This is a genomic window from Citrobacter sp. CK191 (assembly GCF_030333435.1).
Taxonomy (GTDB): domain Bacteria; phylum Pseudomonadota; class Gammaproteobacteria; order Enterobacterales; family Enterobacteriaceae; genus Citrobacter_B; species Citrobacter_B koseri.
Genome location: NZ_JAOWFX010000003.1, coordinates 338,207 through 352,764, shown reverse-complemented (window position 1 = coordinate 352,764; position 14,558 = coordinate 338,207). Strand labels below are relative to the sequence as shown.

Sequence of the window (14,558 nt, the reverse complement as noted above, 5' to 3'; positions counted from 1 at the left end):
CATCTCGGTGTGGCGGGCGGGTTTACTATTCTGAAGGGAGTGTGACGCGTGCTGGAACGGCTGTCATGGAAAAGGCTGGTGCTGGAGCTGATCCTCTGCTGCATCCCCGCTTTTATCCTCAGTGCTTTTTTTGGTTATCTGCCCTGGTTTTTACTGGCGTCGGTAACGGGATTGCTGATCTGGCATTTCTGGAATTTATTGCGCCTCTCCTGGTGGCTGTGGGTCGATATGAGTATGACGCCGCCGCCGGGACGCGGGAGCTGGGAGCCGCTGCTGTACGGTCTGCACCAGATGCAGTTGCGTAATAAAAAGCGGCGTCGCGAACTGGGAAACCTGATTAAGCGCTTTCGCAGCGGGGCGGAATCCCTCCCCGACGCGGTGGTGCTGACAACCGAAGACGGCGGGATTTTCTGGTGTAACGGACTGGCACAACAGGTGCTTGGGCTGCGCTGGCCGGACGACAACGGGCAAAACATTCTGAACCTGCTGCGCTACCCGGAATTTACGCAGTATCTCAAAACACGCGATTTTATCCGGCCGCTCAACCTGGTGCTCAACACCGGGCGGCATCTGGAGATCCGCGTGATGCCCTATACCGATCAGCAACTGTTGATGGTCGCACGCGACGTGACGCAGATGCACCAGCTTGAGGGCGCGCGGCGCAATTTCTTCGCGAACGTCAGCCATGAACTACGCACGCCGCTCACCGTCTTGCAGGGCTATCTGGAGATGATGCAGGAGCAGCCTCTGGAAGGCGCGACGCGGGAGAAGGCGCTGCATACGATGCGTGAGCAAACGCACCGGATGGAAGGGCTGGTGAAACAACTGCTGACGCTGTCGAAAATTGAGGCGGCGCCCGCACTGCTGTTGAACGAAAGGGTGGATGTGCCGATGATGCTGCGCGTTGTCGAGCGTGAGGCGCAGGCGCTCAGCCAGCAGAAACACACCTTTACGTTTGAAGTGGATGCCCGGCTGAGCGTATTGGGCAACGAAGAGCAGTTGCGCAGCGCGATTTCGAACCTGGTCTATAACGCGGTGAATCACACGCCTGCGGGAACGCATATTACCGTGCGCTGGCAGCATGTGACCCACGGTGCGGAGTTCAGCGTGGAAGATAACGGGCCGGGGATTGCGCCTGAGCATATTCCGCGTCTGACGGAGCGTTTCTACCGTGTGGACAAAGCGCGGTCGCGGCAAACCGGGGGAAGCGGATTAGGTCTGGCGATTGTGAAACATGCGCTGAATCATCACGAGAGTCGATTGATTATCGACAGTTCGCCGGGTAAAGGGACGCGCTTCAGCTTTGTGCTGCCGGAACGATTAATTGCCAAAAATTGCGCTTAATTGTGGTTCGTAAGGTTAGCTTTCCATAAGCCAGCGGATGCTGGCTTATTTTCTTTGCAGTAAAGAAGACTCTGCTGAATTTTTCAACGTCTGATGCTTTTTTGTTCGCATGATTAGCCATGACTTTTTCTTATGGATAGCGTTTTGTACTGGTTGCTAATTTCATATCGCTATATTCTTCTGGTTTTTGGATCTCACCTTGCTTTAAAACGTTATAAGCGTTTAAATTGCGCTCCAGATGCTGTCATACCGACTGCATTTACGCGGTAAATCGAAAAACTATTCTTCGCCGCGCCAGCCCAGGAGCATATCCCGCTGGAATTGCTTAAAAATGCCGCTGTATCGTCCCGCAGGGAAGGGCAGAAAATTTAACGTTTTCAACACCACATCCACAGGCAGTAAAACTTTATGACCCATCAGTTAAAATCGCGCGATATTATCGCTCTGGGCTTTATGACATTTGCGCTGTTCGTTGGCGCAGGCAATATTATCTTTCCGCCGATGGTCGGTTTGCAGGCAGGCGAACACGTCTGGACGGCGGCGTTCGGCTTTCTGATTACTGCCGTTGGTCTTCCGGTACTTACCGTTGTGGCGCTGGCGAAAGTCGGCGGCGGCGTTGATAGCCTGAGCACCCCGATTGGTAAAGTGGCTGGCGTTCTGCTGGCGACCGTCTGTTATCTGGCGGTGGGGCCGTTATTCGCAACGCCGCGTACGGCAACCGTCTCCTTTGAAGTCGGGATTGCGCCGCTGACCGGCGATTCCGCACTGCCGCTGTTTATCTACAGCCTGGTGTATTTCGCCATTGTGATTCTGGTATCGCTCTATCCGGGAAAACTGCTGGACACGGTGGGTAACTTCCTGGCGCCGCTGAAAATCATCGCGCTGATTATTCTCTCCGTTGCGGCAATCATCTGGCCTGCCGGCCCGATTAGCGACGCGATGGATGCCTACCAGAACGCGGCGTTCTCTAATGGCTTTGTGAATGGCTATCTGACGATGGATACGCTGGGCGCAATGGTGTTTGGTATCGTTATCGTCAATGCGGCGCGCTCGCGCGGCGTTAAAGAAGCGCGTCTGCTGACCCGTTATACCGTCTGGGCGGGCCTGATGGCGGGTGTGGGTTTGACGCTGCTGTACCTTGCGCTGTTCCGTCTGGGTTCGGATAGCGCGACGCTGGTCGATCAGTCTGCTAACGGCGCGGCAATCCTGCACGCTTACGTTCAGCATACCTTCGGCGGCGCGGGTAGCCTGCTGCTGGCGGCGCTGATTTTCATCGCCTGTCTGGTGACGGCGGTTGGCCTGACCTGCGCATGTGCGGAGTTCTTTGCGCAGTACGTCCCACTCTCTTATCGCACGCTGGTGTTTATTCTGGGCGGCTTCTCAATGGTGGTATCGAATCTGGGTCTGAGCCATCTGATTCAGATTTCTATTCCGGTGCTGACAGCCATCTATCCGCCGTGTATCGCACTGGTTGTATTAAGCTTTACCCGCTCATGGTGGCATAATTCTTCCCGCGTCATTGCTCCGGCGATGTTTATCAGCCTGGTTTTTGGTATCCTTGACGGGATTAAAGCCTCTGCGATTGGTGACATCTTACCGGCCTGGACCCAGCGTTTACCGCTGGCGGAACAGGGGCTGGCGTGGTTGATGCCAACAGTGGTGATGGTTGTTCTGGCAATTATCTGGGATCGCGCCGCAGGTCGACAAGTGACCTCCAGCGCTCACTAAGATCACTGACAGTATGTTTTAACCACGGGGCTACAGGCCCCGTGGTTTTTTTATTATTTTGATGGGTTCGGAATTGATGGAAAGCAATAACAAGCTAAAGCGTGGGCTGAGCACCCGGCACATTCGCTTTATGGCATTGGGATCGGCAATTGGCACCGGATTATTTTATGGCTCGGCAGACGCCATCAAAATGGCCGGGCCAAGCGTGTTGCTGGCCTACATTATCGGCGGGGTCGCGGCGTACATTATTATGCGCGCGCTGGGCGAAATGTCCGTGCATAACCCCGCCGCCAGCTCGTTCTCGCGCTATGCGCAGGAAAACCTCGGCCCGCTCGCCGGTTACATTACCGGCTGGACTTACTGTTTTGAAATTCTGATTGTCGCCATTGCCGACGTGACCGCCTTCGGTATCTATATGGGGGTCTGGTTCCCTACGGTGCCGCACTGGATCTGGGTGCTGAGCGTGGTGCTGCTTATCTGTGCCATCAACCTGATGAGCGTGAAGGTATTCGGCGAGCTGGAATTCTGGTTCTCGTTCTTTAAAGTCGCCACTATCATCATCATGATTGTTGCCGGCTTCGGCATCATTATCTGGGGGATTGGCAACGGCGGGCAGCCGACCGGGGTCCACAACCTGTGGAGCAACGGCGGGTTCTTCAGCAACGGCTGGCTGGGGATGGTGATGTCGCTGCAAATGGTGATGTTCGCTTACGGCGGGATTGAAATTATCGGCATCACCGCCGGAGAAGCGAAAGACCCGGAAAAATCTATTCCGCGCGCCATCAATTCTGTGCCGATGCGTATTCTGGTGTTCTACGTGGGCACGCTGTTCGTCATCATGTCTATCTACCCGTGGAACCAGGTTGGCACCAACGGCAGCCCGTTCGTCCTGACCTTCCAGCATCTTGGCATTACGTTTGCCGCCAGCATCCTGAACTTTGTGGTGCTGACCGCTTCGCTGTCGGCGATTAACTCCGACGTGTTCGGCGTGGGACGTATGCTGCACGGTATGGCGGAGCAGGGCAGTGCGCCGAAAGTGTTCGCTAAAACGTCGCGTCGCGGTATTCCGTGGGTGACGGTTATGGTGATGACCATTGCGCTGCTGTTCGCGGTTTACCTGAACTACATCATGCCGGAAAACGTCTTCCTGGTGATTGCTTCGCTGGCGACCTTCGCCACGGTATGGGTATGGATTATGATCCTGCTGTCGCAGATTGCGTTCCGCCGCCGTCTGCCGCCGGATGAGGTGAAGGCGCTGAAATTTAAAGTGCCGGGCGGCGTGGCGACAACCGTTACGGGCCTGATTTTCCTGGTCTTTATTATCGCGCTTATCGGCTACCATCCAGATACCCGTATTTCGCTGTACGTCGGTTTCGCCTGGATCGCACTGCTGTTGGTCGGCTGGATGTTTAAACGCCGCCGCGACCGCCAACTGGCTGAAGTGGGGTGATTCCCCGCCGGATGGCGCTAACGCTTATCCGGCCTACAGGCAACCGTAGGCCGGGTCAGGCGAAGTCGCCGCCCGGCAGTATCAAACAATATCCTCCCCCGGACTCCTCCCCCAATAAACATTAAGATGATGAGTTATCCTTGATGTCGCTATGGCAAGGTGGCTTCATTTTCATCAAAGGGGATACGTGATGTTGAACGCCTGGCACCTTCCGGTTGCCCCATTTGTTAAGCAAAACAAAGAACAACTGACCATAACGTTATGGCTGAGCGGGGAGAACCCGCCCCAGCGTGTGACGCTACGCGCTGAGAACGATAATGAAGAAATCTCGCTGGCGATGCATCGGCTGCGCAGTCAACCGCAACCGGGCGTCACGGCATGGCGGGCGGCGATCGATCTCGCCAGCGGACAGCCGCGCCGTCGCTACAGCTTTAAGCTGCTCTGGCACGATCGCCAGCTGTGGTTCACGCCGCAGGGATTTAGCCGTTTCCCGCCCGCGCGGCTGGAGCAGTTTGCCGTCGATGTGCCGGACAATGGCCCGCAATGGGTCGCCGATCAGATTTTCTATCAAATCTTCCCGGATCGCTTTGCCCGCAGCCAGCCGCGCGAAGCGGAACAGGATAATGTCTATTACCATCATGCCGCCGGTCAGGATATCGTCTTGCATGACTGGGACGATCCGGTGACTGCGCAGGCCGGGGGATCGACGTTCTACGGCGGCGATCTGGACGGGATCAGCGAGAAACTGCCGTACCTGAAAAAACTGGGGGTGACGGCGCTGTACCTGAACCCGGTCTTTAGCGCACCAAGCGTCCATAAATACGATACGGAAGATTATCGTCACGTTGATCCGCAGTTTGGCGGCGATCGGGCGCTGCTGCGCCTGCGGCAGCATACGCAGCAGCAGGGAATGCGCCTGGTGCTGGACGGCGTCTTTAACCATAGCGGCGACTCGCACGCCTGGTTTGACAGGCACAATCGGGGAAGCGGCGGCGCATGCCACAACCTGGATTCACCCTGGCGTGACTGGTACTCTTTCTCCCCGGAGGGCGTGGCGCTGGACTGGCTGGGGTATCCGAGTCTGCCCAAGCTGGATTTCCAGTCGGAAAGCCTGGTCAATGAAATCTACCGCGGTGAAGACAGCATTGTGCGTCACTGGCTGAAAGCGCCGTGGCATATGGACGGCTGGCGGCTTGATGTGGTGCATATGCTGGGCGAGGCCGGAGGCGCGCGCAATAACCTGCAACACGTTGCCGGTATTACGCAGGCGGCAAAAGAGACGCAGCCTGACGCCTATATCGTTGGCGAGCATTTTGGCGATGCGCGGCAATGGCTCCAGGCGGATGCGGAAGACGCCGCCATGAACTATCGCGGCTTCACTTTCCCGCTGTGGGGATTTCTCGCCAATACCGATATCTCTTACGATCCGCAGCACATTGACGCGCAAACCTGCATCGCCTGGATGGATAACTACCGCGCTGGCCTGTCGCATCAGCAGCAGCTACGGATGTTTAACCAACTGGACAGCCACGATACCGCCCGTTTCAAATCGCTGCTGGGCAAAGACGTGGCGCGTTTGCCGCTGGCGGTTGTCTGGCTGTTTACCTGGCCTGGCGTTCCCTGCATCTATTACGGCGATGAAGTGGGGCTGGATGGCAATAACGATCCGTTCTGTCGTAAGCCGTTCCCGTGGCAGGTTGAAAAACAGGATGCCACGCTGTTGGCGCTGTACCAGCGTCTGGGGAAACTTCGCCAGCGCACGCAGGCGCTACGTCACGGCGGTTGCCAGGTGATTTATGCCGAAGAAGATGTGGTGGTTTTTGTGCGAGTCTATCACCAGCAGCGCGTACTGGTGGCGATCAACCGGGGCGAGGCCTGTGAGGTCGTATTGCCTGCCTCACCGTTGCTTAACGTCAGCGAATGGCGAGGCAAAGAGGGGAAAGGCCAACTGGCTGAGGGTGTTCTCAGCCTGCCCGCCATTTCCGCTACGGTCTGGGTGAATCACTGATAGAGCTGCGCGACTTCCGGGCTGGCGAGCAGAGCTTCTCGCCACCAGCGCTGCGCCAGACCGTCGCTGTGGTTGCGCCATGCCATATAGGCGACATCTTTCTGCCGAAAAGAGATGACGGATTTTTCCACCAGCTCGCCGGTGGCAAGCCACGGTCTGGCAATATGGCGGGGGAGGAATCCGCACCCTAAACCGGCGCGCAGCAGCGTCACTTTGCTGTCGAAGTCATCCACGCGAATTTGCGGCTGCTCATCCATTAAATTGGATTGCAGGGGATGGCAGAAGCGGGCGCTGTCGCTGATCACCACCGCCCGGTGCAGACAGAGTTGCTCATTGGTCAGGCCGTCCGTGGCGGCGGCCAGCGGGTGCGAAGGCGCGACCACAAATACGTTGTCCAGGGTGCCGAGCATTTTATATGACCAGGCGGCGGAGGTCGGAGGCTCGTTAATTGCGCCGAGAATGATGTCCGCGCCGTTGTGCGTCAGCTCTTCCCACGATCCCGCCAGCGTATGGTGTGTAAAATTGAGGCGCGTTTGCTTATTCAGCGCATAAAACGCATCAATAACGGGCAGCAGCGTCTCGAAAGGGAAGGAGTCATCCAGCGCTATCGCCAGCTCTTTTTCCCAGCCAGAGCTTAACTGCACGGCTTGTTTCTCCAGGTCTTTTGCGGCGTTGAGCAGCAGACGCCCTTTTTCCAGCATCATCCGTCCGGTATCGGTAAATTTCGCCCGGTGGCCGGAGCGATCGAGAAGCTCAATATCGAGATCGTTTTCCAGTTTCTGAATCATATAGCTAAGCGCCGCGGGGGTTTTAAACAGCGACCCGGCCGCAGCGGCAAACGAGCCGTGTTTGTCGATAGCATCAAGAATGAGCAGAACGTCCAGATTGATTCGCATGATCTGAAAATATCCTGAAAATGAAATAAGTACGTTGTACAGACTGTCGAAAAACAATGCCAGTGAATAATTTAGACCAAAGCATGGCATTTTTTTGAGGGTGTCTGTTATGCAAAATAAGATGAAATAACCACGTTATTAGCATGGTTCATTTCCTCAATAATGCCTTCAAAATGGTCGGCTCTATTCGCCCCGAAGCCGCGTTCTGGTTTACGCTGCGATCCGGCATTTTCACCTTCAGGGATGGCAAAAATGTAATAATCTATGTCATTCTGGTCTGTCCTTGTACAGTGAAGGTGGAAACATGGATGAGCTTTTAATCCTTGGCTGCATTGTTTTATTCTTCGCGCTGGTGGTGGTTCCCATTCTCGCGATTGTCGCGCTCAACCGCAGCGCGGCGGTTCGCTTTGAGCTGGCGGTGTTGCGCCGACGGGTTGAGCAACTTGAACAGCAGCGTGCGGAAGAAGCGCCTGCGGTACAGGTGACGGCGGAACCTTCGCTACCTGCGAAAGAGCGTGTCGCGCCATCGCCGCCTGATGCCATCGAAGCGGCCATACCTGAGCCGGAAAATCCCTGGGCTGCGCAGGAAACCCTCGCAAAACCGCTTCCGGCGCCTGCGCAAACGGCGAAACCTTCCGCGTTCGGCGGCGTTTTCACCTCGCTGGCGCGCTGGTTTATGCAGGGAAATCCGCTGGCGAAGCTGGGCATCCTGCTCCTCTTTTTCGGTTTATCCTTCCTGTTGCGTTATACGGTTGAACACGCGCTGTTTCCGCTTGAACTGCGTCTTGTCACTGCTGCGCTGTGCGCCGTAGTGCTGCTCGCGACAGGCTGGCGTTTGCGACACAAACAGCCGGTTTATGCGTTGATCCTGCAAGGCGGCGCGACAGGCGCGCTCTATCTGACCGTCTTTGGCGCATTCCGGCTGTGGCAAATGCTGCCGATGACGCTGGCGTTTGCGCTGCTGGTGCTGATTTGCGCCGCAAGCGTAGGGCTGGCTATTTTGCAAAAAGCGCTTAGCCTGGCGATGCTGGCCAGCCTGGGCGGCTATCTTGCGCCGCTGCTGCTGTCGACGGGCGGCGGGAACTATGTGGCGCTGTTCTCGTTCTATCTCCTGCTGTCGGCAGGCATTCTTGCCATAAGCGTCTGGCAGCACTGGCGTGAGCTTAATCTGCTGGGGTTATTATTCACTTTCGGGGTCGGCGGCCTGTGGGGCGTCAGCGACTACCGGCCTGAATACTGGCTCAACTGCCAGCTTTTCCTGATTGCCAATATCATTATTTTCGGCGTGCTGAGCGTGGCGCTGTCGCTGCGGGCGCAGGAAAAAGGCAAACATATTGTTGATGGCGTGCTGTTGTTTGCGCCGCCGCTGGTTGGGTTTGGCATGCAGTATTCCATTACCCAACATATGGATTATGGTCCAGCGCTCAGTGCGCTGGGCTACGGCGCGTTCTATATGGCGCTGGCGTGGCTGGCGCTGCGCCGCTACCCGTCGATGGGAAGGCCGCTGGTGCTGGCGGCGCTCGCGTTGGGCGGCGCGTTTACCACCCTCGCCATCCCGCTGGCGCTTTCGGCGCGCTGGACGGCAATGGCCTGGGCGCTGGAGGGGCTTGGCGTATTGTGGCTGGGTATGCAGCAACAGCAGCGGCGGATGAGCTATAGCGGCACTGCGCTAATGCTACTGGCTGTGGGCAGCGCGCTGTGGGCGCTGGCTGATGACGCCGCGCCGCTGACGGTGATGATGATCTTCGCCGTGCTGAGTTTGTGCTGGCTGGGCGGCGCGTGGCTGTGGCGCAGCGAGAAGAAGGAGGTCAGTTGGGCGCTGCTGGCGGGCGGCATCGCCTTCTGGATCGTTGCGCTGACGGGGGCCTCGCAACTGGCGCTGGCGCGTTATGCTGCCGAATGGTCTGGCGTGCTGGCGCTACTCGCCGCGTCCGCCTGGCTCTGGCGTTATCTGAGTGGGCGGCTCGCCTGGCGGGCGTTAGGTTACAGCCCCTGGCTGCTGTGGCCTGCGATGCTGCTGGCATTGCTGTACCAGATTGAAGAACGGCAGATTTTCGCCGCAGGCTGGCAAAATCTGGCGTGGTGCGTGGCGCTGCCTTGTGCGGTGCTCATGCTTTATCGTGATGATGCGCATCTGCCGCCGCGCATCTCCCGGACGCTGCATTTATCCTTGTTCTGGATGGTGCTTTTAGCGCTCGGGATGGAGCTGTTCTGGTTTGTGCAGTCGTTGCCGTGGGGAATGGACGCCTGGCGCAGCGGGTTGATGATGGCGGCGGGCGGAATCGTCATACTGCTGGTACACGCCGCGCTGCGCCGCGATTTGTGGCCGTTCAAATGCTGGCCTGCGTTGTACGGCGCGCTGGCGTTGGCGCCCGTGGCAGCGATCCTGCTGTTGCTTCTGGTGCTGGCGAATTTACAGGATGGCGTGGTTTTCCAACAGCGCTATCTGCCAGTGGTGAACCCGCTTGAGGAGGGAGCCGCTTTCGCCTTGCTGGGATTGTTCCTCCTTGCGCGTTTCTCTCGTCGTTTTCTGCCGTCGCCGTTAGCGAAATATCGCGCATGGGCGCCTGTGGTGCTGGCGGCGCTCGCATTCTGGTGGTTGAACGGAGGGCTGATGCGGGCGCTGGCGTGGTATGGCGAGGTGGCGTGGAGCATGGAGACATTGTGGCATTCGCGGTTGATCCAGACCTGTTTCGCCCTGTTCTGGATGCTGACGGCATTAGTTATGATGTTGCTCGCGACCCGTCGCCGTTCGCGGCGGGAATGGTTATGCGGCGCGGTGCTTTTGGGGATCGTCATTGTTAAGCTGATGCTGGTGGATAGCGCACGCGGCGGCGGGCTGGCGCGCGCCATCGCTTTTATCGGCGTGGCGATCCTGGTACTTATCGTCGGGTATTTCTCACCGTTACCGCCCAAAGCAGGAGAAGAAAAATGAAATGGATAAAAGCGGTAGTCTGGAGCGCGTTGCTGAGTGTGGCGTGGCCGGCGTTCAGCCGTGACGAAGCCCCGGAAACGCCGCAGGATTACGCCACCGGCATGATGCTGGAAGCGACGGGTTCATCGCCGTGGTATCGCGTTTCGCTGCCGCTGGCGCTTTACCAACAAAGCGCCTGGCCGGATTTACGCGATGTGCGGGTTTTTAACCGCCAGGGCGATACGGTGCCCTTTGCGCTGACGGCGCAGAAAACGTCGTCTGTCACGCCAGAGACGGTGGCGCTGCGGCTTTTTCCTCTGGATATGTCGCCAGTATCACCGCGGGAAGGGGAGCGCCGTGGAAGCGAATCCTTTGTCTTGCGTTCAAAGACCGGCGTGGAAATTCATCTGGAAAGCGATGACGTTAACGCGGTTGGGCAGAGCTATTTACTGACTCTGCCGGAAGAGATGACGGCGGCCTTTTCGCTGGCGCAACTGCGCCTGAACTGGAACACGCCTGCGGGCAACTGGCAGGGGAAGGCGTCCGTTTATGCCAGCCGTGATTTACGTTACTGGCAACCCGTGCAAGAAGACGCGCCGCTGATGGATCTGACGCGCGATAACGATCGGCTGAAAATGGACACCATCAGCGCCAGCCTGACGCTCTCTGCGGAAGGCCGTCGCTACCTGCTGGTGATTCTCGATTCGCAAAGTCCGCCGCTGACCTTAAACAGCGTAAGCGCCATTGCGGACAGCGGAGAACCGGCGTCGGAGCGTATTGCGCTGGAGGCCCACGCAAAGAAAGTGTCGGAAACAGAAGCCGTATGGCGCTGGAATCAGCCGCAGCCGCTGACGTCGCTCAGAATTGCGCTGGAAAACGAGGGCGTTTTACCGGTTGAGCTGGCATGGCGCGGCGGGGAAAAAGAGGCGTGGCGTCCACTGACGAAAACGATCCTGTACCGCCTCGACGGGAAGCGTTCGGAGGATATTCTTCTTTCAGGTCAACAGGTTGAAGCTATCCGTATGACCACCATCAACGCCCGATTGCCGGAAACGCTGCCTGCGCTGAGCGGCGCGCGGGACAGTTATCAACTGGTGTTCAATACGCAGGGGAAAGGCCCGTATATGCTGGCCTGGGGAAACCGGGCGGCGGAAAAAGCCGATGTTGAGCTGGATATGCTGATCCCGGCGTCGCTGCGCAAAACGCAGGATGTTAACGACCTGCCCTGGGCGATGACGCAGCAGCGCGTAACGCTGGGCGGTGAGGCGCGGCTGACGGCAACGTCGGCTGCGGAGCAGCAAAGCCGCTGGAAAACGTTACTGGTGTGGGGGGCGTTGATTGCTGGCGTCGCGGTACTGTTGGTGATGGCGTGGCGAATCTGGCGCGAGGTGAAAAAGGACGGCGCGGCGTAAACGCGACGTGTTTGTAGGCCCGGTAAACGGCGTGCCACCGGGCACTACGCCGGATGGCGGCGGAACGCCTTATCCGGCCTACAAAAATCCGTAGGCCTGATAAGCGCAATAAAAAAGCTCGCCATAGCGAGCTTTTTTCAATTCGAGCCGATTACAGGCTGGCGACGTTTTCAGTCAGGTATTTTGCCACGCCGTCTGGAGAGGCGTTCATCCCTTCTTTGCCTTTTTCCCACTGTGCCGGGCACACTTCACCGTGCTCTTCGTGGAACTGCAACGCGTCAACCATACGCAGCATTTCGTCGATGTTACGGCCCAGCGGCAGGTCGTTAACCACCTGGTGACGAACCACGCCGTTGGCGTCGATCAGGAAAGAACCGCGCAGGGCAACGCCCGCTTCCGGGTGTTCGATACCGTAGGCTTTCTGGATTTCACGCTTCACGTCAGCAACCATTGCGTATTTCACTGCACCGATGCCGCCTTTATCGACAGGGGTGTTACGCCATGCGTTGTGGACGAATTCAGAGTCAAAAGAAACGCCGACAACTTCTACGCCACGCGCCTGGAACTCTTCATAACGTTTGTCGAAAGCAATCAGTTCAGACGGGCAAACGAAGGTGAAATCCATCGGCCAGAAGAACAGAACGGTTGCTTTGCCGTTGGTGTGCTGTTTGAAGTTGAAGTTTTCAACGATCTCACCGCTACCCAGTACGGCGGCTGCTGTGAAGTCCGGGGCCTGACGAGTAACCAGTACCATATAAATACTCCTGCAAAGTTAAGGGGTTTGGAACGCAACGCGGGCAAGTATAGGGAGGGGAAGAGGGCAACTCAACGCGGTGCTGACAATCAATGAGACAGGTTTCACCTATCAATTTTTGCCTGATGGCGTTACGCTTATCAGGCAGCTAAAGCGACTTCTGACGCGCCTGCGCCATCATGCGCGGGTAGAAGCGCCAGAAGCGCGCTTCTAACGCATCGTAGTGCGTATCCAGATCGTACCAGGAGTCGCGCAGGGCATCGAGGCGTGGGCGGCGATTCGCCATCCCGTTGAGGACATTCTGGATAAAATCCATATCGCGATAACGCTCCAGCCACTTTTCCGACCACAGATAATCGTTCAGATTCACAAAACGCGGCGGCGAGTCGGGCAAAATAGTGCTGACCTGCGCATGGGCGTAGCCCACGAACGCCTGCAACGGGAAATCGGGAGATATTGTCGCCCAGTGGCGCGACAGGAAGTGGTCCCACATCACATCCAGAGTGATGGGGGCTACACGACGGGTTTCGCTGCGAAACCATTCCCGCGCTTCACGCACTTCCGGCAGATTATCGGTCATGACGTCAATCCGCCGATGCATATAAATCCCTTCCACCACGTCAGGGGGAAAATTTGCTTCCGGGTTTCCCCGAACAAAATCGGCCAGTAAATTGCCGGAAAGTGAGCTGTCGGCGAGATGCGCTAAGTGCAGGTGTGCAAGAAAATTCATATCCACTTCATCCTTCAAACTGCCTCTTTGTTGGCTGCGAGTTACTCGGCCCATCCCCGGGCCTCACCCCTGCGACTTACTTGAGTAAGCGCCTGGAGACTCATTCAGTTGCCGCCTCGATGCATCCTGAATGATTTTGTCTATAGCTTATATCTCTTAACTTGAGGGGTAACGGTTGCAGGGAGCGCGCCCCGGCACTAGACTACCCGCCTCTTATTTTAGTCTGAGTCAGTGTCATGCGCGTTACCGATTTTTCCTTTGAATTACCCGAATCCCTGATTGCCCACTATCCGCAGCCTGAGCGCAGTCGTTGCCGCTTGCTGTCACTGGACGGGCCGACGGGCGCGCTGACGCACGGTACTTTCACCGATCTGCTCGATAAGCTCAACCCTGGCGATCTGCTGGTCTTTAATAATACCCGCGTCATCCCGGCGCGTCTGTTTGGCCGTAAAGCCAGCGGCGGCAAGATTGAAGTGCTGGTTGAGCGGATGCTGGATGACAAACGCATTCTGGCGCATATTCGCGCTTCCAAAGCGCCGAAACCGGGCGCGGAACTGCTGTTGGGCGATGACGAAAGCATTAACGCCACCATGACCGCACGTCATGGCGCGCTGTTTGAAGTTGAGTTCAACGACGCGCGCCCGGTTCTGGAGATCCTCAACGCGATCGGCCATATGCCGCTGCCGCCATACATCGACCGCCCGGATGAAGATGCCGACCGTGAGTTGTATCAGACGGTCTACAGTGAAAAACCGGGAGCCGTTGCCGCGCCAACCGCGGGTTTGCACTTTGACGATCCGCTGCTGGCCGCGCTGCGCGAAAAAGGCATTGAGATGGCGTTTGTGACGCTGCACGTCGGCGCGGGGACGTTCCAGCCGGTGCGTGTGGAGACCATTGAAGATCACATCATGCACTCGGAGTACGCCGAAGTCCCGCAGGAGGTGGTTGATGCGGTGCTGGCGGCAAAAGCGCGGGGCAATCGGATCATCGCGGTGGGCACCACCTCGGTACGCTCGCTGGAGAGTGCGGCGCAGGCGGCGAAAAACGACCTGATCGAACCGTTCTTCGGCGATACGCAAATCTTCATCTACCCAGGTTATCAATACAAAGTGATTGATGCGCTGGTGACCAATTTCCATCTGCCGGAATCGACGCTGATTATGCTGGTGTCCGCTTTTGCGGGTTATCAGCACACGATGAATGCGTACAAGGCTGCGGTAGAACAAAATTATCGCTTTTTTAGCTACGGGGACGCGATGTTTATCACGTACAATCCGCAGGCTTTGAATGAGCGTGTCGGGAAGTAGGTTCGCGGCACAGGT

Annotated in this window: 10 protein-coding genes; 7 read left to right on the top strand and 3 right to left on the bottom strand. The window is 57.3% G+C overall.

The features are described 5' to 3' along the window. Nucleotides 1-48 precede the first annotated feature (48 nt). The 4 genes from phoR (at nt 49) to malZ (ending at nt 6,530) form a co-directional block, all read left to right on the top strand. Nucleotides 49-1,344, top strand: coding sequence for a phosphate regulon sensor histidine kinase PhoR (gene phoR / locus OGV82_RS01655; protein WP_012133590.1), 1,296 nt, complete (start codon nt 49-51; stop codon nt 1,342-1,344). Between the two features lie 408 nt (nt 1,345-1,752). Further along, nucleotides 1,753-3,072, top strand: a complete 1,320-nt coding sequence (brnQ, locus tag OGV82_RS01650; protein ID WP_012133587.1) for a branched-chain amino acid transporter carrier protein BrnQ — start codon at nt 1,753-1,755, stop codon at nt 3,070-3,072. Between the two features lie 76 nt (nt 3,073-3,148). Beyond that, complete coding sequence (gene proY / locus OGV82_RS01645) at nt 3,149-4,522, top strand: proline-specific permease ProY (protein ID WP_024130602.1); 1,374 nt, start codon at nt 3,149-3,151, stop codon at nt 4,520-4,522. Between the two features lie 190 nt (nt 4,523-4,712). Then, complete coding sequence (gene malZ, locus OGV82_RS01640) at nt 4,713-6,530, top strand: maltodextrin glucosidase (RefSeq protein ID WP_047458519.1); 1,818 nt, start codon at nt 4,713-4,715, stop codon at nt 6,528-6,530. Here the strand turns inward: malZ and OGV82_RS01635 are convergent. Further along, complete coding sequence (locus tag OGV82_RS01635) at nt 6,524-7,426, bottom strand: LysR family transcriptional regulator (RefSeq protein ID WP_047458516.1); 903 nt, start codon at nt 7,424-7,426, stop codon at nt 6,524-6,526. The two genes, malZ and OGV82_RS01635, sit on opposite strands and share 7 nt — an antisense overlap. 304 nt (nt 7,427-7,730) lie before the next feature. Between OGV82_RS01635 and OGV82_RS01630 the strand changes: the two genes are divergently transcribed. After that, on the top strand, nt 7,731-10,361 hold the full coding sequence (locus OGV82_RS01630) for a DUF2339 domain-containing protein (protein WP_047458511.1): 2,631 nt from the start codon (nt 7,731-7,733) through the stop codon (nt 10,359-10,361). Continuing rightward, nucleotides 10,358-11,752, top strand: coding sequence for a DUF3999 domain-containing protein (locus OGV82_RS01625; protein ID WP_101743915.1), 1,395 nt, complete (start codon nt 10,358-10,360; stop codon nt 11,750-11,752). The genes OGV82_RS01630 and OGV82_RS01625 overlap by 4 nt, the downstream gene beginning before the upstream one ends. A gap of 151 nt (nt 11,753-11,903) precedes the next feature. Here the strand turns inward: OGV82_RS01625 and OGV82_RS01620 are convergent, their stop codons facing one another. Both OGV82_RS01620 and acpH read right to left on the bottom strand, forming a co-directional pair. Further along, a complete protein-coding gene (locus OGV82_RS01620; RefSeq protein ID WP_012133577.1) occupies nt 11,904-12,506 on the bottom strand; it encodes a peroxiredoxin in 603 nt (200 codons plus the stop codon). Nucleotides 12,507-12,654: 148 nt separating this feature from the next. Beyond that, a complete protein-coding gene (gene acpH, locus OGV82_RS01615) occupies nt 12,655-13,236 on the bottom strand; it encodes an ACP phosphodiesterase (RefSeq protein WP_047458505.1) in 582 nt (193 codons plus the stop codon). A 236-nt stretch (nt 13,237-13,472) separates the two neighbouring features. On the opposite strand from acpH, the gene queA reads away from it, so the two are divergent. Beyond that, complete coding sequence (queA, locus tag OGV82_RS01610) at nt 13,473-14,543, top strand: tRNA preQ1(34) S-adenosylmethionine ribosyltransferase-isomerase QueA (RefSeq protein ID WP_012133575.1); 1,071 nt, start codon at nt 13,473-13,475, stop codon at nt 14,541-14,543. The last annotated feature ends 15 nt before the right edge of the window (nt 14,544-14,558 follow it).